The organism is Pandoraea oxalativorans, assembly GCF_000972785.3.
GTDB lineage: Bacteria > Pseudomonadota > Gammaproteobacteria > Burkholderiales > Burkholderiaceae > Pandoraea > Pandoraea oxalativorans.
Window position 1 is genome coordinate 1,788,579 of the sequence record NZ_CP011253.3, and the last position, 22,874, is coordinate 1,811,452.

Here is a 22,874-nt window from a genome sequence, read left to right on the forward strand (position 1 = left end):
GCGAGTGAGCGCGAGCATCTCTTTCAACGCCTGTTGGCAATCGCGATCGCCTGTAGTGTCGGCGGATTCGTGCTGTTGTCAGTAGGGGCGGCCTTCCTGGGACGCTAAAGTCACATTCCCCTTCCTTTTCGTGCGCGGCGCCGCCTCCGGCGGGTCGCCGCGCTACGTTGCCTTCAGCCCTCCAGACCGAAGGGTCTTCGGTTTTCTCCGCCATTGTCGCGACACGTTAAGGTTCGTCGACACGCTTTGACGCGCCCGTTCAATCGCTCGATTCGAACGCGTGCTTGTCCCGCATTGAAACGTCTTGTTACAAGCGCGCAGTATCTGCGTAAAAGCCGTTCCGGCACAATTCTTCGAAGTCTTCGCAATTCATCGTTAAATCGATTCGGCGCGCCACAATAAAGCGCACTGAAGATCGCTTTGAACGTTGATAACCATCGTCGATGACGTGGTCTCTCGTGGCTTTGGCGTCGTATTCTGCGAGTTCACGCTATTGCAATTCCTGAAGAATAGTGCGATCTTGAAGCGACGGCGCGGTGTCGGAATTTTAGGAAGATTCCGGGGTATTTCATGCTATGGAATGTGCCCGGATTTATCCGAATTGTCTTGCGCCTCAAAACTCTCGATAAAGAAGAAAAGAAGTGCGGGCTGGTTTGATCGATTTGTGAGGTGCGCCATGGAAATTCGCTGGGAAAAGCTGTATTCGGGCGGATTGGGTCGTTTCTACGACACGTCGGAATCCAGCCGTCGCCGTGCGCGGCGTGCGCAGTTGGCATGGTTCGGCGTGGTCATCTCCATTGGTGTCGCCATTGGCGCCATCGCCATTGCATGGCGTTGGATCTGATGCCGATCCACGGAAAGCGGCACTCGGGGATTTCAGGCTTGCTGGTGGTTCTCGCCCTCGGGGCGAGCGGCACGTTGCACGCGCAAACACCCGCAATGCCCACGGAGCCGCTGGACAGCAGCGCTCAACCGTGCGGCGCCATTCGCGCGCTGCCCGCCAACGTCACCGACTACCGTTACGAAGTCACGAATCGCTGCGAGCGCCAGGTGACTTACTACTGGCGCTGCAACGCAACCGACACCGAGCATTCGGTCGACGTGCCGGGCAAAGGCCAGCAAACGGTCACGTGCGTGAAGGCGAGCGGTGCGGCAGGCGAGATCGTGTTCCGGTTCGGGCCGCCGGGCGCTGGCAACTGAACGGCGTCAACTTCGGCCACCGAAGCGGCACGGAATGGCTATCATGACGCCATACGGCCAGCGCGCGCCCGACTGATTTTCGACCGTCTCGAATCCACGGCGCAGGATCTGGCTGCCTTGACGGGCCGCCCAATTTGATCGATTGGACCGATTGGCGCGGTGCGGCGCGGCACGTCACTGACCCCGACATCCCCAAGGACTCCCCCATGAACGACATCGTCACCCCGACTCAGCCGTCGCTCGACACGGCCGCACTGCGTGAATTCGTCGAACGCAAGTGGAACGACGAAATCCTGCATGCGCTCACCGACTACATTGCGGTACCGGCCAAAAGCCCCGGTTTCGACGCCGACTGGGCGCGCAACGGCTACATCGACCGCGTGGTGCGCGACGCCGCGCAGTGGGCGGAGCGTCAGCCGGTCAAGGGGCTCAAGCTCGAAGTGATTCGTCTGGAAGGCCGCACGCCGGTGATCTTCTTCGAAGTGCCCACCACGCGTTCGGGCAGCACCGAGACCATCGTGCTGTACGGCCACCTCGACAAGCAGCCCGAGTTCGACGGCTGGCGCAAGGACCTCGGGCCGTGGACGCCGAAGTTCGAAGACGGCAAGCTTTACGGCCGAGGCGGTGCGGACGACGGCTACGCCATCTATTCCAGCGTCACGGCACTCGCTGCGCTCGACGCGCAGGGCGTGGAGCGTCCGCGATGCGTCGGTCTCATCGAGACCTGCGAAGAATCGGGCAGCTACGATTTGCTGCCGTATGTCGACGCACTGCGCGACCGCCTCGGCCGCGTGAGTCTCGTCGTGTGTCTGGATTCCGGCGCGGGCAATTACGACCAACTGTGGCTCACGACGTCGCTGCGCGGCCTGATCTCGGGCAGTCTCGAAGTGCAAGTGCTCGACGAGGGCATCCACTCGGGCGGTTACGGCGGGATTGCACCGTCGAGCTTCCGCATCATGCGTCAGTTGTTCGAGCGGCTCGAAGATGCGGGCAGTGGCAACGTGTTGCCGAAGGGTTTCCATAGCCCGATTCCGCTGCAACGTCTGAAAGAAGCCGAAGCCACTGCGCACATTCTCGGCGACGACGTCTGGAAGAAGATGCCGTGGGCCTGCGGTCAGGACGGCTTGTCCGTGCTGCCGACTACGACCGATCCGAAGGAGGCGCTGCTCAACTCGACGTGGCGTCCGTCGCTGTCGGTGACGGGGGCGGCGGGTCTGCCCGCGCTGGCCGACGCGGGTAACGTGCTGCGTCCGCGCACCGCTTTCAAGCTTTCGCTGCGTCTCCCGCCGCTCATCGATGCGGCGCAGGCGGTGCAAGAACTCAAGGCATTGCTCGAAGTCGGCCCGCCGTACAACGCGAAGGTGACGTTCAAGTCCGACGCAGGCGCGGCTTCCGGCTGGAACGCACCCGATGTGGCACCGTGGCTTACGTCGGCACTGAACACGGCGTCGCAACGCCACTACGGTGCGGACGTCGCGTATATCGGGCAGGGCGGTACGATCCCGCTGATGAACACGCTGCAAGCCGGTTTTCCGACGGCGCAGTTCATGGTGTGTGGCGTGCTCGGGCCGAAGTCCAACGCGCACGGACCGAACGAGTTCCTGCACGTGCCGTACGCGAAGAAGCTGACGGCGGCGGTGGCGGAGGTGATTGCGCTGGCACCATAAGACGTCTGCCGGTCTCGCTCGCAACGCAAAACGGGTCGCTTTGTAGCGACCCGTTTTTCATGGACGTGGCGCGTCGTCAGATCCGGTGCGTTGCCGCTTCCATCACCTGCACGCCTCGCATGAAGTCGTCGAGTTCCATGTGTTCGGCGGGGTTGTGCGAGCCATTGGCATTGCGCACGAACACCATGCCGCTTGGAATGCCTGCGTTGGCGAAGATGGCGGCGTCGTGTCCTGCACCGCTCGGCACCCGTTCCTGAGGCAGGTCGAACGCCCGGCAGGCATCTTCGAGTAGCGAGGACACATGCTTGTCCATGACGGCCGGTGCCGACGCCAACCGTCGGTCGAAGACGAACTTCACACCCCGGTCGCGTTCGATGGCGCGGCATTCGGTGCGCATCAGCTCATAGAAGACGTCGAGCGTATCGAGGCTCTGGCTGCGCACTTCCAGACTGAAGTCGACCTTGCCCGGGATGCGCGAGATCGCGTGCTCGGCGGGATCGGTGCCGACGATGCCGGTCGTCACCACCATGTCGATACCGCGCTCGAGCAACGCACGCCAGTGTTCGTCGAGCCGCGTGATGAGGTCGGCGACGGCGAACATCGCGTCGTGGCGTAGCCAGCGCGGCACCGCGCCCGAGTGTCCGGCCTCGCCGACACACGTCACCCGGTTGTGACGCACATTGCCGCGAATGCCCGGCACGATGGCCACCGGCATATTGCGCGCAATCATGACGGGACCCTGCTCGATGTGAAGCTCAAGCCATGCTTTCGCCCGTGACGCGTCGAAGAGCGTCGCGCCTTCGCGAATGGCATCGACGTCTGCACCGGCCTGCGCCATGCACTCGCCCAGCGAGCGGCCGTGGCTGCGATGCGGCATGGCGAGATCGGCGTCGGTCAGCTTGCCGAACAGCGCGCTCGATCCCATGTAGGCGCGACCGAACCACGCGCTCTCTTCGCCACGCAGCGCGAGTACGCGCACCGGTGTCGCGGTGTGTCGCTGGCTGCGCATTTGTTCGACGAGGCACAGCAGTCCGGCGACGATACCGGCAAGACCGTCGTAGTTGCCCCCTTGCGGGACGGAGTCGAGGTGGGAGCCGATCCATGTGGCCGGGGTGTTGCCGTCGTCCTCCGGCAACGTGAAGACGAGATTGGCTGCGCGGTCGCGTGCGACGCTCAGGCCTTGGTGGCCAGCCCATTGCGTCAGATATGCTGCGGCGGCGTTCTCGCCGTCGCCATAGCTGTCGCGGGTAATACCGACGCCGTCGTTGCCGAGTCGGCGCAGGTCGGTGAAAAGTTGCTCGGCCAGCGGGGCCAGCGCGTTCAGTTCCATGAGTGTGCTTCTTTTCGCTTGATGCAATGCAGGGGGTAGGCGTTGCGGGATAAATCAGCCGGACTGCTGTGCAAAGCGCAGCCAGCGGTCGGACAGTTGCGCGTCGAGCGCGACGGCACCGGTGAGCGTTGCGATCCGCTCGACGTCGTTCGCGCCGCAGTATGCATCGAGCCCGTCGACGATGTGCCCCATGACCGCCGGATCGCGGAACGACGCCGTGCCGACCTGCACGGCCGTCGCACCGGCGAGCATGAATTCCACGGCGTCGTCTGCCGTCTCGATGCCACCGCAGCCGATGATCGGGATGCGCACGGCGCGGTGGCATTGATGCACGAGCCGCACGGCGAGTGGCTTGATTGCCGGGCCGGAGAGTCCGCCCATCACATTGCCGAGCTTCGGCTTGCGCGTGCGCACGTCGATGGCCATGCCGAGGACCGTATTGCCCATGACGATGGCGTCGGCCCCGGCATCCTCGGCCGCACGTGCAATCAGCGCAATCTGACCGGCGTTCGGTGTGAGCTTCACCCACAGCGGGTGCGAGGTGCGGCGTCGGATCGCGCTCACGGCTTTGTACGTGCTCTCGGCCTGCATCGCGAAGGCCATGCCGTCCGCTTCGAGATTCGGGCAGGAAATGTTGGCCTCGATGGCCGCGACTTCCGGCAGCGACAACGTCTCGCAGGCTTCACCGAACGACTCAGCGGTGTCGGCCGACACCGAGACCACGACCGGTGTATCGAAGCGCGTGTAGGCGGGCAACACGTCGCGACGGTACGCGTCGAGTCCCTTGCTCGGAATGCCGATGGAGTTGAGCATGCCGCTGGCGGTCTCGGCCACGCGCGGCGTCGGATTGCCTGCCCGCGCATCGGGCGACACGCTCTTGACGACGAGCGCGCCGAGACGATTCAGGTCGAGCGCCTCGGCATACTCGACAGCGAAGCAGCCCGACGCGGGCATCACGGGATTGCGCAGCGTGAGCGCCCCGACGCGAACGGAAAGATCAGCCAAAATCCACCTCCCCGACGACATCGCGAATGGCAAACACAGGGCCTTCACGGCACACGCGCAGGAATTGCTTGTCGCCGTCGCAATCGAACAGGCGCACGCACGACAGGCACACGCCCATGCCGCAAGCCATGCGCTGCTCCATCGCGACTTCGCCGGTGATCTCCGGATGTGCGGCCAGCACACGCTGGAGCAGCATCAGCAGACGATGCGAGCCGCAGGTGTACACCGCGTCGTGCGGGGCTGCGGCGAGCAGGGCGCGAATGCGCGGCTCAAGCGCCGCGACTGCCGACGAGCCATCGCTGTCGAACACGCAATGCACGTCAGCCAATGCGCGGGCTTCGGGCGAGCGCAGAAATTCGTCGCGCATCAGATCGGCTTCGCTGCGCGCCGACATGACGACCGTCAGCCGCAGACCGGCCGCCGCGGCGCGTTGCACCAGCGGGGCCATCGTCGCCAGACCGACGCCACGGGCGACGACCATGACGCGCTGCCATTGCGTGTCCAGTGTGAACGTGTTGCCGAGCGGGCCGACGATGTCGAGCGATGCGCCCTCGGTCAGCGTGGCGAGCGCGCGGGTGCCGACACCCGTCACGTTGTAGAGAAACTCCATAGTGTCCGGCTCGGGGCCGGTGCCGTAGACGCTCATCGGACGTAGCAGGAACGGCGCGTCGTTCTCCGTCACCGGACACTTCAGTTGATAGAACTGCCCGGGGCGCGTGGTGAGCGCGACGGGGGCATCGGCCTGCAACCGCAGATAGCGATAGCGCGCGTTGACGGCGTGATGGGTGAGCACGCGGCAGCGATGCGTAGCGACGAGGTGCCCGGCGGCCGACCCGCAGGCGGTAGTGTCTGGCTGCGCTTCGTGCGGATGGCACGTCGGCGAAGGCACCCGCGCCAATGGGCGGGTGGCGTTGTTAGGCGTCAGGGAGACGACGGACATGGTGGGGGGCTCCGGAGCGTGGGGGCGAGGGCTGGCCGAATACGACGCATGCGTCATTCGAGTTCGGTGCCTTTGAGTTCGGGAATCAGGAAGCGCGTGGCGATCATGTCGAGCACGTAGAGGCTCGCGAGCAGCGCAATGGCGATCTGGAAGGAGTAACGTGCGGCGAGCGCACCGACCACGAGCGGGCCGAGGCCGCCGATGGCGCGGCCGATGTTCCACAGCACGTTCTGCGCAGTCGCGCGGGCTGCCGTCGGGTAGGCCTCGGACATCAGCGTGCCGTAGCCGCCGACCATCCCGTTGACGAACATCCCCATGAACGCACCGGCGAAGAGCATCACGCCCGGGTCGGTCAGCTGCGAATAGACGATCACCATGACCACCGCACCCGCCTGATACAGCAGGAACGTGGGACGGCGTCCGATGCGGTCGGCCAGTTGCCCGAAGGCCCACACGCCGAACATCATGCCGACGACCGTCGCAGCGGTCCAAAGACCGGACTTCGTCAGCGAGAAGCCGAGCTTCTGCGAGAGGAACGTCGGCAGCCAGATCATGATGCCGTAGTAGCCGAAGTTCTGAACCGAACACAGAATGACGATGCCGAGGCTCACGCGCGTGGTGCGCGCATCCTTCACGAGCAGACGAAACGCATTCGAGCCGCCGTGCTTTTGCGGCGTGTGCGTGCGGCGCACGAACACTTCCGGCTCGTGCAGCTTGTTGCGCAACACCCATGCGACCAGCGCGGGCAGTACACCCACGAGGAACATGCCGCGCCAGCCGATGTACATCAGCAACAGCGGCGTGAGCAACGCGGCAGCGAGCACGCCGGTCTGCCAGCCGAGTGCGACGTAAGACGACACGCGTGCCCGCTTGGACGCTGGCCATGCCTCCGCCGCGAGCGCCATGCCGATGCCGAACTCGCCGCCGAGACCGATGCCTGCAATGGTGCGATAGACCAGCAGATCCCAGAACCCCTGCGCCAGCGCACACAGACCGGTGAAGACCGCAAACAACAGAATCGTCCACGTCAGCATGCGCACACGACCGTAACGATCCGAGAGCGCACCGAACAGAATGCCGCCCGCGACCGCGCCGATCAGCGTCCACGTGACGAGCGCACCGGCTTGTCCCGCCGTGAGGTGCAGACCGATCGTGATCGCAGGCAGCATGAAGCCGAGAATCAGCAGGTCGAAGCCGTCCATCGCATAGCCGATGGCAGAGCCCGCCAGCGCCTTCCATGCGTAAGGGGTGACGGTGTTGTCACCGACGTTGGGCGAGGCGCTCGCGTGTTCTCTACGCGATGAATTCAGATTGGCTTCCATGATCGGTTCCCGTGGGAGGCGAATGCCGTGGCGATCGATTGCGCCGTCGCATTCGTCAAATTGTCTATATTTTTAGACAATCAGGTGAAAAAAACGCGTGACGTCACGCGTAGACTTCGGTCGTCAACTGGGCCGCGAACTGGTTGAGCGAAGCGAGAAAGCTGGCGTCGGAAGTGGCGGCAGCGTCGCGCAACATCGTCGCGTACGTTTTACTGCGGGTCAGAAAGGCGTGGAACGTTTCGCCGTTGGTGGCAATGCCGGACTGCCTTTCTACGAAAGCCTGGGCAGCCTGTGCGAGCAGCAGCAACGCGGCGGATTCGCGCGTGGCAGTGCGCGACGCATTCAGGCACCGTGCCGCGAAATCTTCGATGTCGGACAGACCGACCGTGTCGCGCTGTAACCAGGCGCATGCGAGTTGCAGATCCATCGTGCTCTCCATCTGTCTAAATATTTAGACTAATCGAACATCAAAGGGCAGGCAAGACGAAAATAATCGGGGCTAACCCTGAGGCGAAGGGGGGGCGACGACAGCGGGCGAGACGTTTGTGCGTCTGGCGCAGGAGAAGACGGCACTGACGAGCGGGGGCTCGACAGTGCCGTCCGTTTCATTGCGTTGCCTTAGAAGCGCACGCGCATGCCTGCGCCGTACGTCTGGCCCGTCGACATATCGCTCATGTGGTCGTACTTGTACGCGACGTAGACGTCGGTCCGCTTGGACAGCGGATAGTCGTAGCCGAGCGCCCAAGTGGTGCGGCGCTGGTTGTCGCCCGAGCCGTTGGAGCCGGTGTAGGCCACCGACGCCAGCACGCTGCCCAGACCGAGCGGCACCGACGCGCCGAGTTGTCCCGTGTTCGCATGGAAATTGCCGCTGGCGGCCTGACTCGCGACAAGCATGTACTGCGCGAAGAACTTCACCACGGCCAGATCGTACGAGAGGCCGACCTGCACCGTGTTCTGATTCGTCAGCCCGGTCACACCCGGCAATTGCGCGCCGAAGTCGCCCGGCGTGGCGCTGAAGTTCACGTACTGGTAGTTTACTGCGGCGGCGAACGGGCCGTTGGCGTACGTGAGCGCAGCGGCCCACTTCTTCGCGCTGTGATCCGAGGCGCTGTTGCCGGTGGCGTAGAGCAGCGTGCCCGCCAGTCCTGCGTAGGACGGCGTGGTGTAGGCCACTGCGTTGTTCCAGGCCGAGTCACCCACCACGCCCTGTGTTCCCAGACCCTTGTAGGTGTGGAAGACCATCGGCGAGAAGGTGTACGAGTTGTTGAACGGGTTGAACTGGATCGTCGCCAGGTACATCGGCGTGGTGATGCGGCCGATACGGAAGGTGCCCAGTCGCGTGTTGGACAACCCGACGTAAGCGTTGCGCGAGAAGAAGCTGTCGCCCGCGAAACGGCCGTAGGTGCCGTTGTTCGGCTGGAAATAGCTCTCCAGCACGAAGAGCGCGCTATTGCCGCCGCCGAGGTCTTCCGTGCCCGACAAGCCCCAGTACGACGTGGTCATGCCGCCGCCTTGCTGCACGGCGGCTGCGTTGCCGCCGGGGTTCTTCACCGAGCCGACGTAGGCGTCGGCCAGGCCATAGAAGCTCACGCTCGACTGCGCATGTGCCGTGCTTGCGAGTGCCGCAGCACCCAGCGCAACAGCACCCAACGCGACGGCGCTGGCCTTGCGTGCTACCCGAGTCGTCCCAAACACCTTTTGCCAGGTCTTCATCATTCCCTCTTTGTTTGTATAAATTTCTGGACGGCGCGCAGGCTATCACCCCCGGCGCGTTGGGTCATCCCCCGAAAGCTGTCAGGCCGTCTGCGAGTGACGGTATTCTCACGGCACGGGGGCGCCGTGTCCCGAATCGTGCGTAAATCTAAAAAATTAGACAATCGGAAAAATATTCGGCCGGTCGATCTGTGGCGTAGACGGCACGGCAAGGGCGGCTTGCTCGGGGGAGGATTTCGTTCGGATGGTCGCCGCACAGCCCGTCAGGTGCGCGGGGCGACCGGTATAATCCCGGCACTGCCACGCGGCACGACGCGATCTGCGGTATTTCAACGCTTCGCGATGGGCCGCAACGTCTCGCACGAAGGCGGTTCCACGAGGTATCCAACAGGGGGCGATTTGACTCGAGCTGCAACGACATCCCGGGCGCCACGAGGCGCGCGCTTCAATTTCCGCGCCATCGGCGAGCGCTTGCGTGCCTATCGGCTGGCAGCGGAACTACGTAGTGAGGATGTCGCCGAGCAACTCGATATCTCGCGCGCCGCCATCTACAAGCTGGAGCGCGGCGAGATCGTCAAGATCGATACGCTTGAGCGGCTCGCCGCCTTGCTGGGCGTATCGCTCGCGAACCTGCTCGGGGTGGAAGTCGAGTACCACGACTCGGCCGTGAGCTACTTCGAGCGCATGCGTCAGCTGGAAAGTCGTTCCGAGCGCATCGTCGCGCATTTCGATCCGATTTCGTTCCTGCTGACGTCCGACGACTACGACGTCTGGTTGCGTCACATGCTCGACGAAAGCATTCCGCCGACGCTCGTCGACCGGCACTGGGAAAACACGATCGATCGCGTGCTGGGCATCTTGCAGGAGCGCAAATCGAGCTTCTCGCGTCAACGTCTGGCGGTGACCAGTCTGATCGGTCTGCGCCAGATCGAGCAGTTCCTGCATCATGGGCTGGTCGGGCGACTGGGGCTGCCGCCTGGCGTGCAACTGGAGCGCAAGATGGCGGCCCGTCGCGAAGTCGCACGCATCGTCGAATTCCTCGAAGCGGATACGGCGGGCGTGCAGATCGGCATCGTCAGCGACAACATGCCCAACGAGACTTTCCAGATTTTCGAAGCGCAGGGCGAGGCTTACGTTGCGGTGTCGCCGTTCCGTCTCGGCGAGTTGCCGAACCTGCGTACCGGCATCGCCACCATCACCACGTCGCCCGACGGCGTGGGCATGTATCGCGCCATGATCGACCGGCTGTGGGCCGATTCCGCCAAGGGCAAAGAAGGGGCCGCATTGCTCGGCCAGTTGCTCGCGCGGTTCTGACGGTTGGCTTCACATGCTGATCACGCGTTGATCACGCATGATGCGTCGGTGACGACGGTAGTCGCGTACCGGCGCACTCTCAATAGGTGCCACAAAGCGAAGTTTTCCCACGGAATCGAAATCCGTTCCCGGTAATCCTGTCTAGTCTGCGTGCCCGAAGGTCATCCGGCCTTCCTCACCCTAATCACGTTACGAACGGGAGATGAATAATGGGAACACCTTTCGGGGATTATTCGCAGCGAGGGTCGTCGGTATCGTCTGCGCCTGTGTTGCTCTCAGGCGGGCCGCTGTCGTGCGAATGTGGTCACAGCTTCGGCTCGGACTTTGCGCGGCTCGGCGCTGCGCCGCCGGCGGCGGCGGGTTCGCTCGGCAAGGCATGGCAGACCTATCCGCAGCGCACGAGAACGGTTGAAGACAGCAGCGGTGTATCGATCGGTCGCTGGCAAGCGTATCGCGAGATCGAGAGGGTCAGGGCCGACGATCTGATGGCCCAGCCGCTCGTCGCCGAAACCGTGAAAACGCGCATCGAAAATTGGCACACGCTGTTTCAGCGCAGCCTCGAGCATGACATCTCGTTCGAAGACAAGCGCACCGAGGCCATGCAGCAGGTGCGCTATGGCGTTCCGCCGGAAAACAGGGCGTTCGTGCGTACCTTCGATTCAACACCGGTCGTCCGTCAGCTGGGCGAAATCGCGCACGTGAACGACGAACTTGACCGAATGACCCAGGCAACGGGCCGACTGCCGAAGGGCCCCGCAAAGTTGATGGGGCTGCAATACCTCGCCGACATGGCGAGGATGCGCGACACCATGCTCGCGCTCACCGTCAACATCCACGACCGGAAATTCAACGAACTGACGGCCGAGCGAAATCTGCTCATCGCGCTGAACGACATGGCGCGTGAAGCGCAACGCGAAATGTCCCGAGGCGGTGCCGATGTCCCGCTTCGACTGAAGATTCGTGGCGGTAAAGTGGTGCTCAAACCCGCAACGTCCAAATCGCGCTTTCAAAAGAATCACATTCGTGCCCGTAACGATGCAGCGCGGCTCGCGCTACTGCTCGGGTATCCGGCCGACCGGACGGTGACGTTGAACGATATTCGCGCCAGAGGACTTGGCTTGTACGAGTATTCCGCGGTGCTGGCGGATGCCAAAGCCTCGCCACCAGGGCAGACGGCGTCGTGGCTTGGTGCGCGCGCGCGGGAGATCGATCAATGGAAGCACGCCGCGCGCGAGTTGCGGGACGACCTTCGTCACACGGATGGCGGCCGGATGATCGGCGCACCGTCCGAGTCGGCGCACGACGACGCGCAGTTCGATGAGGTTGACGCATGGCAAGACGTGTCTGAGCTGGCGGCAATCGAAGGACCGGTGCCCGTGACGACGCCAAAGCGTCTCGATACGCGTGCCTCACCGATCGGCACCTCGAATGACGAAGTGTCGCCTGTGCCGACTGGCTCGAAGGCAACTGCCGCTAACGGTGCGCAAAAGAACTTGCGCGCGCAGCGTGCCCCGGCAGTATCCGTGACGAAACCCGCGAAACCCACGCAACCGAAGGCTCAGCCGACCTCGCGCCGCGAACAGTTCGTCGAGCAGTTCATCGGCACCCATCAGGGACGTGCAGGGCGTTTGAGCGTCATCCTCGAACGAAGCCGGTCGGTGGAGCGACTGGCCGAACAGCCGGACGACCGGGATCCCGGGGCCCAGCGCGCACATCCTCCTGTGCGCCGCCTTTCAGGGGAGGTGGGCAGTTCGATGTCGCGGTCGGTCCGTCGCCCCGCCGGTCCCACGGTGGACTGGATCAACGAAACGCCTGAGCAAATGGCATGGCGAACGGGGGCGCGTCCGAAGACCTATCGTGCACTGCCACTCGTCGCGGACCCGTCGGATACGCAGGCGCCTGCGCTGCCCATGACACCACCCCCCCGACCTGGAATAAGTCACCTCCCGGTCGTCAAAGTAAAACCTGCCGCCATCGGTTTTCGATGGCGTCTTTTTGCGTACTCGCATCGCATTCACCGAATATCGGGCCGCGCAAACCCTCTCGGTTCGCATGCGGATTTCGCCGTATATTTTGCTTGGCGAAACCCTGCGCGCACGCGTAATAGTAAATATTTTAATTATCTGCAAGCCTTTTCAATCAATAAGTTGCGCGATTGACGCAATAATCTCTTTCTTTGCCATGTAGGGAACTTGTCAGTAGAATGGCCGCGTTGTTAATAGCGCTACGCGAGGTGAATAGCCTGTCAGGTTTTCTTCACGCATGGCTCGCCCCCGCTTGACTGTCATGCGTGATTCGTCCCCTACAAAACGGAGAACTCCATGTCACAGGACAAGGAACCGCGCCGGCGCTTTCTGCGCCAGGTGCTGGCGATCGTGCCTGCCACGACCCTCGCCACCGGTGCGACGCTTACGCAGTCCGCCTGCAGCAGCCAGTCCGCTGCGCCCGCCGCCTCAGGCCAGGCTTACGAACCCAAATACTTCACTGCCGACGAATGGCGTTTCGTCAATGCAGCCGTCGACCGTCTGATTCCCGCCGACGATCTCGGCCCGGGCGCATTGCAGGCCGACGTGCCGAAGTTCATCGACGGGCAGATGGAAACGCCGTTCGGTCATGGCAAGCTCTGGTACATGCAGGGGCCGTTCCACACCGATCAGCCGCCCGAGATGGGCTACCAACTGAGCCTCGCGCCGCGCGACATCTATCGCCACGGCATTGCCGCCTGCGACGCGCACTGCAAGAAGCAGTACAACAAAGCGTTTGCCGACCTCGACCACGCGACGCAGGAAGCCGTACTCGGCGATCTGGAGCACGCGAAGATCGAATTCGACGCAGTCCCCGCACGCACGTTCTTCTCCTACTTGCTGGCCAACACGAAGGAAGGGTTCCTCTCGGATCCGATCCATGGCGGCAACAAGGACATGGTCGGCTGGAAGCTTGTGGGTTTCCCGGGCGCGCGCGCCGACTTCATGGACTGGGTGGACCAGCCCAACGTCAAATACCCGTACGGGCCCGTGTCGATTTCCGGAAAGCGGGGCTAACTCATGGCAATCAAGAAAGATAAAGTCGACGCCGTCATCGTGGGCTTCGGCTGGACCGGGGCTATTCTCGGCCAGGAACTGACCGACGCCGGACTCAATGTCGTCGCACTCGAGCGTGGCGCGATGCGCGACACGCCCACCGACGCGCAGTACCCCAAAGTCATCGACGAACTCGAATACTCCGTGCGCGGCAAGCTCTTTCAGGAGCTTGCGCGTGAGACCGTCACGATTCGCCACACCCCTGACGATCTCGCTGTGCCGTATCGTCAAAACGGCTCGTTTCTGCTGGGCAACGGTGTGGGCGGCGCAGGCTTTCACTGGAACGGCATGCACTATCGGATCCTGCCGGAAGAGCTGAAGCTGCGCAGTCATTACGAAGAGCGCTACGGCAAGAAGTTCATCCCCGAAGGGATGACGATCCAGGACTTCGGCGTGAGCTACGAGGAACTGGAGCCGCACTTCGACTTCGCGGAAAAAGTGTTCGGCACGTCGGGCAAGGCCGGTAACCTGAACGGCAAGATCGTGCCGGGCGGCAACCCGCGCAAAGGCGCGCGCTCGAGCGAGTTCCCGACGCCGCCGCTCCAAAACACCTACGGTGCGCAGCTCTTCGAGAAGGCTGCACGCGAAGTGGGTTTCAATCCGTACCCCGCACCGGCAGCGAATACGTCCGAGCCGTACACGAATCCTTACGGCGTACGCCTCGGGCCGTGCAACTTCTGCGGGTTCTGCGAGAACTACGGTTGCTACATGTATTCGAAGGCATCGCCGCAGACGACCATTCTGCCGGTGCTGCTCAAGAAGCCGAATTTCGAGTTGCGCACGCATTCGTACGTCATCAAGGTCAACCTCGACAGCGACGGCAAGAAGGCGACCGGCGTGACCTACATCGACGCGCAGGGCCGTGAAGTCGAACAGCCTGCGGATCTCGTCATCATGGCGGCGTATCAGATGCACAACGTGCGTTTGCTGCTGCTCTCGGGCATCGGCAAGCCTTACGACCCGAAGACGGGCGAGGGCGTGGTCGGCAAGAACTATGCGTACCAGATGAACGGCGCGGTGAACGTGTTGCTGCCCAAGGGCACGCAACTCAACCCGTTCGTCGGCACGGGCGCAGGCGGCGTGTCGATGGACGACCTGAACGGCGACCAGTTCGATCACGGACCGCTCGGCTTCGTCGGCGGGGCGAGCATTCGTCACGTTCGCTACGGTGGACGTCCGATCAAGATGACGCCGACCGTGCCGGGCACACCGGCCTGGGGCAGCAAGTGGAAGGCGGGGATCGCCGATGCGTATCAGCGTTACATGACGATCGGGATTTCCGGTTCGGTCATGTCGTATCGCGATGCGTGTCTCGACCTCGATCCGACCTACAAGGACGCCTACGGCGTGCCGCTGCTGCGCATGACGTTCGACTGGCACGACAACGAATACAACATGCTCGGCTACATGGGCGACCGGATGGAAGAAGTCGGCCGCGCGATGAATCCCGAGAAGGTGTTCCGCGCCATTCGCAAGAAGGGCACGCATTACGACACGCGGATCTATCAGAGCACGCACACGACGGGCGGCGCCATCATGGGCACGAACCCGTCGAACAGTGTGGTCAACAAGTATCTGCAAAGTTGGGACGTCTCTAACGTGTTCGTGATGGGGGCTTCGGCGTTCCCGCAGAACATGGGTTACAACCCCACGGGCGTGGTGGCGGCGCTGGCGTACTGGTCCGCGAAGGCAATTCGCGAGCAGTACCTCAAGAACGCCGGCCCGCTGGTCCAGGCCTGAGGAGCGCAACCATGATCCGCAAAACGATGATGAAACGCTCCGCTGGCGTGGTCGCTGCCGGTGCGCTGGCGCTCGCGGCCGTGGCCGTCTGGGCGCAGAATGCGGCCGCACCCTCCGGCGCTGCCGTCTCCCGGGTGCCCACGCCGGCCGTGCCCGCTGTGACGGTGGAAGGCGGTAGCGCGCCGCAGACAGCAGCCGCTAACGATCCGCAGGCGCAATTGCTCAAGCAGGGCGAATATCTCGCGCGCGCCGCAGATTGCGCGGCGTGCCACACGGCGCCCAAGGGCAAACCGTTCGCAGGGGGTCTGCCGATCGCCTCGCCTATCGGCACGATCTATTCGACGAACATCACGCCGGATAAAGACACCGGTATCGGCAATTACAGCCTCGAAGACTTCGACAAAGCGGTGCGTCACGGGATCGCGAAGAATGGCTCGACCCTATATCCCGCCATGCCGTACACGTCGTATGCGAAGGTGCGTCCGGCAGACGTGAAGGCACTGTACGCGTACTTCATGAATGGCGTGCAGCCGGTCTCGCAGGCGAACAAGGCGACGGATATCCCGTGGCCGATGTCGATGCGCTGGCCGTTGTCGCTCTGGCGCAAGATGTTTGCCCCCGCCGTCGTGGCCGATGCAGCATCGACCGATAACGATCCGATCTCGCGCGGACGCTATCTCGTCGAAGGCCTCGCGCATTGCAGCGCCTGCCACACGCCGCGCGGCTTCGCGTTGCAGGAGAAGGCGCTGACCGACGACAGCACGGCGTTCTTGTCGGGCGGCGTGGTCGACAACTTCCTCGCGAAGAACCTGCGCGGCGATGTCACGGACGGCCTGGGCAACTGGAGCGAAGGCGACATCACGGCGTTCCTCAAGTCGGGACGTAACGACCATTCCGCTGTTTTCGGCGGCATGACGGACGTGGTGCAGCACAGCACCCAGCACATGAGCGACGACGATCTCGCAGCGATTGCGAAGTATCTGAAGACGCTTAAGCCGGTCGATCCGAACGCCAAGGCGCTCGCATATGACGACACCGCCGCCAAGGCGTTGCGTGTAGGGTCGGACAAGAGCAACGGTGCGCTCACGTTCCTCGACAACTGCGCTGCATGCCACCGCAGCACGGGCAAGGGCTACACGCAGACGTTCCCGACGCTCGCGCTCAGCTCGACGGTGAACTCGGTCGATCCGACCTCGCTCATCCACATCGTGTTGCGAGGGGCGGAGATGCCCTCGACGAAGTCGGCCCCGACGCACTATGCGATGCCGGGCTTCGACGACCGTCTGACCGACCAGGATGTGGCCGACGTGCTCACGTTCGTGCGGTCGAGCTGGGGCAACAAGGCCCCGGCCGTGACGGCCGCGCAAGTGGCCAAGGTGCGTAAGGACGTCGCCGCCGCGCCGCAACCGCAGCGTTGATGGCGAGGGTTGCGGCGATGTGCCGATTCACGTCGGCACAGATGCCGCGCCCGTGATGAAATGAAGCCCCGCCGGGCGAGTCTGACGGCGGGGCTTCTTGTTTTAAACGCAGTTTTCGATGCGGGGGCATACGTGCCGTTTATTCTTCTGGCGCTCGTCGTCATGGCGGGCATTGTGTATGGCGCAGTGCGTCTGTATGCGGCCGTCGCGCTGTACTTCGGTACGCTCGCAGCGGTGGCGACGATCGTTGTCTGCGTACTCATCGTGGTGTGGCTGGTGGTCGACGCGGTGCGACGCTATCGTGCGCTGCATGGCGTGCGGCGTGACGGCAAGCGTCTGGTGAGCGTGTCGGGTGAGTGGGGCGAACTCACGTTAGATGCTGAACGCAAGATGGGGACGCTACGCGTGGACGGTCATGAGACACGCTTCGTGTTTTCGGATGTGACCTCCGCCCATCCGGTGAACGAGGGCGGACGTTGGTCGCTGGCGCTCGAACTCGCGCACAACGCGCAGTCGAGCTGGCGTGTACCAATGCCGGACCGCGCGCTCGCGCAACGCTGGACGAAGATTTTCCGTCTCGTGAACGCGCACCGGTTGTAAGGCTTCGCGCGGACGCTTATGCGTTCGCGGGCATCGGCGGGCGCAGCGGCGGCACGACACTTTCGTCGTTGATCGGGAAGTGAAGCGCGGCGGCTACTGCACCGAGGATCGCCGTTGCGGCCCAGATCAGGTTGTAGGACCCGGTGACATCGAGCACGAATCCACCCAGCCACGCGCCGAGGAACGAGCCGACCTGATGGCTCATGAAGCACACGCCGAAGAGCGTGCCCAGATGCCGCGTGCCGAACACCTTCGCCACCAGACCGCTGGTGAGCGGCACGGTGCCCAGCCACGTCAGCCCCATCACGGCGGCAAAGATCACCACGCTCGTGTCGGTTTTCGGCAGCACGAAAAAGAGGGCGATGGCCGCGCCACGCACGAGATAGAGCCAGCCGAGCACATGGTGCTGACGATACCGTCCACCGAGCCACCCGCACGCCCAACTTCCGAGCATGTTGAACAGACCGATCAGCGCGAGCGCCGTCGCGCCAAGCCCGACCGGCATGTGGCACATCAGCAGATAGCCCGGCAAGTGCGTTGCGATGAAGGCGAGCTGGAAGCCGCAGGTAAAGAACCCGGGCGTCAGCAGTTGGTAGCCGCGATGCGAGCGGGCCTGCCGAAGGACCTCGCGAAGCGACATCGGCTCGCCGTCGTCCGGTTTGGCCGTTGGGGCGGGGGCGGCGCTGCCGGGTGTGCGCTTGCTGCGACGGGACATCGTCATGAACAAGCCGAGCGGCGCAGCGCAGCACAACACCAGGGCGAGTACGAAGAGCGAGGTGGAGACGCTGTACGTTTCGCGCAGCCCCTGTGCGACGGGCACGAGGGCGACCTGTCCGAGCGAGCCGCCCGCGCTGACGAGTCCCATGGCCATCGTGCGCCGCTCGGGCGTGACGGCACGGCTCACGGCGGGCAGCACCACGCCGAACGTCGTGCAACTAATGCCGAGGCCTACGAGCACGCCCAGTCCGATTACCAGCCAGACGCCCGACGGAGCGAGTGCGGCCATCGCCAGTCCGGCGGCGAAGGCGAACGCACCGAACGCGACGACCGGTGCAGGGCCATGACGGTCCGCCATCGCCCCCGCAAACGGCTGCGCGAAGCCCCAAACGAGGTTGTGCAGGGCGATAGCGAACGCGACCAGCGTGACGGGCACGCCGCGGTCGTAGGAAAACGGATTGATGAAGAGACCGAACGTCTGGCGCGTACCCATTGCGGCACTGAGTACGAGCGCGCCGGCGAGAATGATGAGGGTGACGCGTCCCTGTAGCGACGCCGATGCGGGTGGGATGGTTTGCGACATGATGGTGAATCCTCCTCACCAAAGTGTCGCAACGATGCCTCGGTCTGGCAAAGGAGTTGTGTAAGCGTGTGGGTGAATTTTATTCACCTTGATGGGTGCTTGCCTGGTCGATGACCCAGTCTCGGAACGCCACGCATTCGGGGTGCGGCTCGATATCGGGGGCGCTGATCAGCCAGTACGCGCCTTGAGATTGCGTGGTGACGTCGTGTGCGGGCACGAGGATGCCGTTCGCGAGATATTCGTCGACCAGCGGGCGGCGTCCTATCACGACGCCAAGGCCTGCCATGGCGGCTTCGAATGCCAGTTGGATGCTGTCGAAACTCAGTCCGCCCCGGGTATCGAAGTCGTCGATGCCTGCGCCTTCGGCCCATACCTGCCAGTCTTCGCTGGCGCTGCTCACATGAATGCGCGTCGCCTTGCGCAGGTCGATGGCGCCGTCCTCACGGGTGTGCATCGCGAAATAGGCCGGGCTGCACACGGGGACGAACCGTTCGCCGAACAGCCGGTGCCACGTATCGCTGGCGACGGGCGCGCGCGAGAGGCGGATCGCGAAGTCGAAGCCATCGGTGGGGAAGCCGACCTGGCGGCGCGAGGTGTCGACGGTGATGTCGACGCCCGGCATGCGGCGCATGAACATGTCCAGACGCGGCAGCAGCCAGCGTGAGGCGAGGGTGGGGGCGCAGGTGATGGCGATGGCGCGTGAGGTGTCCGGGGTGGGTAAACGTCGCGTGCCGGTGAGCAGCAGCGAGAACGCCTCGGTCACGTACGCGAGATAGTCCACGCCTTCGGGCGTGAGCGTCAGCCCCTGCGGCGAGCGCGTGAAGAGCGCCACGCCCAGTGACTGCTCCAGTCCGACGATGCCGTGGCTGACCGCACTCGGGGTGAGATGCAGTTCGGCGGCAGCACGTTTGAAACTCTGATGGCGTCCCGCCGCTTCGAACAGGCGCAGCGCGGATAACGGTGGCAGACGTGGCGGCATGGAATGAGTGTCGAGCGTTCGAGGAGGGGCTTGGCGCGCGCTTGTGACGCATGTGACGCTTGCGGTGCCTGGGGCCTACGGCAACGGGCGATTCAGGCGGCGTCTCGCCCCCGGTCTTCGACGGCTTCGAGATTTCGTTCGGATGACGTCGATTTTCGCACGCCATTGGCGCAGGTGGTGCGTGGCGTGCGTGGCATGCATCTTCCGGTTTATCACGCTGTCGCGTGACGTCGAGCGATAGGCCGCAGTGCGTAGCGTGGCTCAACTGTCATGGTCTGCGACCGGTACAGGCCCGTGCGGATTCGGCGAAGTGTATCGGGTGTGCGGCGCCACGCGTGCCTATGCTGTCACACCGTGTCTTTTTCGTGTGTTCGCATGATGCGGCACTGGCGCGGCGTTTCAGATTGACGACTATGACGACCGAACAACTTCTGGCCTTCTGCGCCTTCGCTGTCATCACACTGGTGACGCCCGGACCCAACAACATGATGGTGCTCGCCTCGGGGCTCAATTACGGCTTCGTGCGCACGCTGCCGCATCTCGCGGGTATCGCCTTCGGTTTCGCGTTGATGGTGTTCCTGACCGGGGCGGGCCTGCATACGGTTTTCGTGCGTTTGCCCGTCATCCATACGGTGCTGAAGTACGTTGGCGCGGCGTATCTGCTGTGGCTGGCGTGGCATTTGGCGCGCTCGGGGCCGATGGACGACGAACGGCGGGGGCGCGAGCGCCCGATGGGCTTTATCGGTGCCGCGGCGTTCCAGTGGGTGAACCCGAAGGCGTGGGTGATGGCCGTGGGCGCGATCAGCACGTATCTGCCCAACGCGTCGCATTTGCCCGACGTCGCTTTGCTGGCCGTGATCTACGGCATGCTCGGCGCGCCGTGCATCGGGCTGTGGGCGGGCTTCGGCGTGGCGATGCGCCGCGTGCTGACCGACGCGCGTTCGGTGCGTATCTTCAACGGTGTGGCGGCGGCGCTGCTCGTCGCTTCGTTGTATCCGATTTTGGTCGAGTGACGCCCGGCACGGCGGGTATGGGCGGCGTCTGTGGCATGGCAAGGAAGCAGGGGATTGACGGAATTCCGTCGTTATACTGACTGTTCTTGCGTACCCTTCCCCCAAATGTGAGGTATCGCCATGCCCCGTATTGTCAGGACGTTGCCTTGTCTCGTTGCTGCGGCAACGCTCGCCTTGTCTCCACTCTCGTCGCTGGCCTGCACCCGTGTGGTGTATCTCGGTGCGAACGACGACGTCATTACTGCCCGCTCGATGGATTGGAAGCAGGACGTCGCGACCAATCTGTATGTGTTGCCCCGGGGCATCGCACGCACGGGCGAAGCCGGCCCGAATTCTATCCGCTGGACGGCGAAGTACGGCAGTGTCGTGGCGACCGGTTACGACGTGTCGACGACCGATGGCGTCAACGAGAAGGGCTTGTCCGCGCAACTGTTGTGGCTCGTGGAGTCGCAATATCCGAAGTTCGGCAAGGATTCCAAACCGGGTTTGACGATTGCCGCATGGGCGCAATACGTCCTGGACAATTTCGCGACGGTCGCCGAGGCTGTCTCGGCGTTGGAGAAGGAGCCGTTCACGGTCGTGACGGATAACGTGCCGGGCGAGGACCGGCTCACGACGTTGCATCTGTCGATGTCGGACAAGACAGGCGACAGCGCTATCGTCGAATACATCAATGGCAAGCAGGTGATTCATCACGGCAAGCAGTATCAGGTGATGACGAACTCGCCGACGTTCGACGAGCAGCTTGCGCTCAATGCGTACTGGACGCAGATCGGCGGCACGACGTTCCTGCCGGGGACCAACCGCGCATCGGACCGATTCGCGCGGGCGTCGTTTTACATCAACGCCATACCGAAGAGCGAAGACCCGGTGCAGGCGCTGGCGAGTGTGTTCGGCGTGATTCGCAATGCGTCGGTTCCGTTCGGCATTACGACGCCGGGGCAGCCGAATATCTCGTCGACGCGGTGGCGAACGGTCGTCGATCACAAGCGCATGCTCTATTTCTTCGAGTCTGCGCTCACGCCGAATACGTTCTGGGTGGATCTCAATAAGGTCGACTTTTCGGCGGGTGCGCCGGTCTTGCGCCTCGATCTCGGGAAAGACCAGCGCAACACATTCAGCGGCGAAGTTTCCGCGAGTTTCAAAGCCGCGCCGCCGTTCGCGTTCCTTGGGCTGAAGACGGCGAAGACGGGGTGAAATCCACTTTCATGCGCACGCGTTGGCGCAGCGAGAAGGGAGTAAAGTAGCAGCGCCGAGCTCGCGCTTCCCCCCGACGCTCTGGCGCCGGAATTCCCGCTAGGGAGGGAACCTCATTTGAGGTCTTCGTTGGCCGACGCGAACCGAAATGGAAAAGCGGAATCTTTTCACGACGTTGAGGAAGTGGGCGCGCGCAATCAAGCGCGACGCTCACGTGCTGTATCTGGCTGCACGGGACCCTCGTGTTCCCTGGTACGCGAAGGTGTTGGCGCTGTTCGTGGCCGGTTACGCACTCTCGCCCATCGATCTGATCCCGGACTTCATCCCTGTGATTGGGCTATTGGACGACGCCATCATCGTCCCGCTGGGTATTTTGATCGTGATAAAGCTCATCCCGTCGGACGTCGTTGCGGAGCACCGGGCCACAGCGGCGGCAGCGAGTGAAAGGCCGGTAAGTCGCATCGCGGCGGTGGTGATCGGTACCTTGTGGCTAGGGTTATTCGGTGTAGCCGCCTGGATGACCTACCGTTACTTCGCCGCGTGATCTTGCGTACCGTTTACGTGCCGTTTTCAAGACAACTAGCGACAACGACGCAGAAATGAAAAACGGGCCCGAAGGCCCGTTTTTACTTGGGGTTGACCGTCTTTCGTTGTCGTCGACGATCAGAATATTGGTGGAGCCGGCGGGGATCGAACCCGCGTCCGCAAGCACTCTACGACCAGTTCTACATACTTAGTTCTGTCATTTGATTTAACTGTTTTGTCGCGGACGAACACGCTACGCAACAGCGATTCACTAAATTTTCGACCTTGGCGTCGTGACGCCACCAAGGCTTAACTGACGTATATGACCTCTGGCGGTATTGCTACCGGTCTTGCGACACTAGTCCGTCAGTGAACTAGGCAGAGGACGGCGGCCCTTAGGCTGCCAGTGCGAACGATTCGTCGTTTGCAGTTACGTTTTTCCCATTGATTAACGAGGTGACGGGTCCTCGGTATGCCCTGCATCGCTTTATACCCACGTCGAAACCATGTCGGCCCCAGTGGAAAGGTCAA

At 63.2% G+C, this 22,874-nt stretch carries 19 protein-coding genes, 1 other RNA gene and 1 pseudogene; 12 read left to right on the forward strand and 9 right to left on the reverse strand.

Annotated elements, in window-relative coordinates; translation table 11 throughout:
* Positions 1-676: 676 nt before the first annotated feature.
* The 3 genes from MB84_RS29825 (at position 677) to MB84_RS08085 (ending at position 2,867) form a co-directional block, all read left to right on the forward strand.
* The gene (locus MB84_RS29825) at positions 677-844 is read left to right on the forward strand and encodes a hypothetical protein (RefSeq protein WP_157112269.1); all 168 of its coding nucleotides are present in this window, start codon (positions 677-679) and stop codon (positions 842-844) included.
* A complete protein-coding gene (locus MB84_RS08080) occupies positions 829-1,200 on the forward strand; it encodes a hypothetical protein (protein WP_052653048.1) in 372 nt (123 codons plus the stop codon). The genes MB84_RS29825 and MB84_RS08080 overlap by 16 nt, the downstream gene beginning before the upstream one ends.
* Before the next feature lie 206 nt (positions 1,201-1,406).
* Positions 1,407-2,867 carry a M20 family metallopeptidase gene (locus MB84_RS08085; protein WP_046291411.1) on the forward strand — a complete coding sequence of 487 codons (1,461 nt, stop codon included), beginning with the start codon at positions 1,407-1,409 and terminating at the stop codon, positions 2,865-2,867.
* 76 nt (positions 2,868-2,943) lie between these two features.
* Here MB84_RS08085 and MB84_RS08090 read toward each other — a convergent pair whose 3' ends face one another.
* The 6 genes from MB84_RS08090 to MB84_RS08115 all read right to left on the reverse strand — a co-directional run bounded on the left by MB84_RS08090 (position 2,944) and on the right by MB84_RS08115 (position 9,180).
* A complete protein-coding gene (locus MB84_RS08090) occupies positions 2,944-4,197 on the reverse strand; it encodes an allantoate amidohydrolase (protein ID WP_052653050.1) in 1,254 nt (417 codons plus the stop codon).
* A 54-nt stretch (positions 4,198-4,251) separates the two neighbouring features.
* Complete coding sequence (locus tag MB84_RS08095; RefSeq protein ID WP_046291413.1) at positions 4,252-5,202, reverse strand: dihydroorotate dehydrogenase; 951 nt, start codon at positions 5,200-5,202, stop codon at positions 4,252-4,254.
* A complete protein-coding gene (locus tag MB84_RS08100; RefSeq protein WP_084009663.1) occupies positions 5,195-6,142 on the reverse strand; it encodes a dihydroorotate dehydrogenase electron transfer subunit in 948 nt (315 codons plus the stop codon). Before MB84_RS08100 ends, MB84_RS08095 begins: the two co-directional genes overlap by 8 nt.
* Positions 6,143-6,195: 53 nt before the next feature.
* Positions 6,196-7,464 (reverse strand): MFS transporter, encoded by a 1,269-nt coding sequence (locus tag MB84_RS08105; protein WP_046291415.1) that lies wholly within the window; start codon positions 7,462-7,464, stop codon positions 6,196-6,198.
* 103 nt (positions 7,465-7,567) lie between these two features.
* Positions 7,568-7,891: a hypothetical protein gene (locus MB84_RS08110; RefSeq protein ID WP_046293554.1), complete on the reverse strand. Its 324-nt coding sequence runs from the start codon at positions 7,889-7,891 to the stop codon at positions 7,568-7,570.
* 191 nt (positions 7,892-8,082) lie between these two features.
* Positions 8,083-9,180 (reverse strand): porin, encoded by a 1,098-nt coding sequence (locus MB84_RS08115; RefSeq protein WP_084009664.1) that lies wholly within the window; start codon positions 9,178-9,180, stop codon positions 8,083-8,085.
* Between the two features lie 396 nt (positions 9,181-9,576).
* On the opposite strand from MB84_RS08115, the gene MB84_RS08120 reads away from it, so the two are divergent.
* The 6 genes from MB84_RS08120 to MB84_RS08145 all read left to right on the forward strand — a co-directional run bounded on the left by MB84_RS08120 (position 9,577) and on the right by MB84_RS08145 (position 17,329).
* Positions 9,577-10,491, forward strand: a complete 915-nt coding sequence (locus tag MB84_RS08120) for a helix-turn-helix domain-containing protein (RefSeq protein WP_046293556.1) — start codon at positions 9,577-9,579, stop codon at positions 10,489-10,491.
* A gap of 209 nt (positions 10,492-10,700) precedes the next feature.
* Positions 10,701-12,650: a hypothetical protein gene (locus MB84_RS08125; protein ID WP_157122663.1), complete on the forward strand. Its 1,950-nt coding sequence runs from the start codon at positions 10,701-10,703 to the stop codon at positions 12,648-12,650.
* 162 nt (positions 12,651-12,812) lie between these two features.
* Positions 12,813-13,532: a gluconate 2-dehydrogenase subunit 3 family protein gene (locus MB84_RS08130; RefSeq protein WP_046291417.1), complete on the forward strand. Its 720-nt coding sequence runs from the start codon at positions 12,813-12,815 to the stop codon at positions 13,530-13,532.
* A gap of 3 nt (positions 13,533-13,535) precedes the next feature.
* On the forward strand, positions 13,536-15,311 hold the full coding sequence (locus MB84_RS08135; RefSeq protein WP_046291418.1) for a GMC family oxidoreductase: 1,776 nt from the start codon (positions 13,536-13,538) through the stop codon (positions 15,309-15,311).
* 11 nt (positions 15,312-15,322) lie between these two features.
* Positions 15,323-16,729, forward strand: coding sequence for a c-type cytochrome (locus tag MB84_RS08140; RefSeq protein ID WP_245725514.1), 1,407 nt, complete (start codon positions 15,323-15,325; stop codon positions 16,727-16,729).
* 132 nt (positions 16,730-16,861) lie between these two features.
* The gene (locus MB84_RS08145; protein ID WP_046293558.1) at positions 16,862-17,329 is read left to right on the forward strand and encodes a hypothetical protein; all 468 of its coding nucleotides are present in this window, start codon (positions 16,862-16,864) and stop codon (positions 17,327-17,329) included.
* A gap of 16 nt (positions 17,330-17,345) precedes the next feature.
* Here MB84_RS08145 and MB84_RS08150 read toward each other — a convergent pair whose 3' ends face one another.
* Both MB84_RS08150 and MB84_RS08155 read right to left on the reverse strand, forming a co-directional pair.
* The gene (locus tag MB84_RS08150) at positions 17,346-18,629 is read right to left on the reverse strand and encodes an MFS transporter (RefSeq protein WP_046291419.1); all 1,284 of its coding nucleotides are present in this window, start codon (positions 18,627-18,629) and stop codon (positions 17,346-17,348) included.
* A gap of 79 nt (positions 18,630-18,708) precedes the next feature.
* The gene (locus MB84_RS08155) at positions 18,709-19,608 is read right to left on the reverse strand and encodes a LysR substrate-binding domain-containing protein (protein WP_046291420.1); all 900 of its coding nucleotides are present in this window, start codon (positions 19,606-19,608) and stop codon (positions 18,709-18,711) included.
* Between the two features lie 413 nt (positions 19,609-20,021).
* Between MB84_RS08155 and MB84_RS08160 the strand changes: the two genes are divergently transcribed.
* The 3 genes and pseudogenes from MB84_RS08160 to MB84_RS08170 form a co-directional block, all read left to right on the forward strand.
* Positions 20,022-20,621 (forward strand): LysE family translocator, encoded by a 600-nt coding sequence (locus MB84_RS08160; protein WP_046291421.1) that lies wholly within the window; start codon positions 20,022-20,024, stop codon positions 20,619-20,621.
* 120 nt (positions 20,622-20,741) lie between these two features.
* Positions 20,742-21,818, forward strand: a complete 1,077-nt coding sequence (locus MB84_RS08165) for a linear amide C-N hydrolase (protein WP_046291422.1) — start codon at positions 20,742-20,744, stop codon at positions 21,816-21,818.
* A 178-nt stretch (positions 21,819-21,996) separates the two neighbouring features.
* Positions 21,997-22,362 (forward strand): annotated as a pseudogene (locus MB84_RS08170) (YkvA family protein); the annotation flags it as partial.
* A gap of 128 nt (positions 22,363-22,490) precedes the next feature.
* Here MB84_RS08170 and ssrA read toward each other — a convergent pair.
* Positions 22,491-22,860: a transfer-messenger RNA gene (gene ssrA / locus MB84_RS08175) on the reverse strand.
* Between the last annotated feature and the right edge of the window lie 14 nt (positions 22,861-22,874).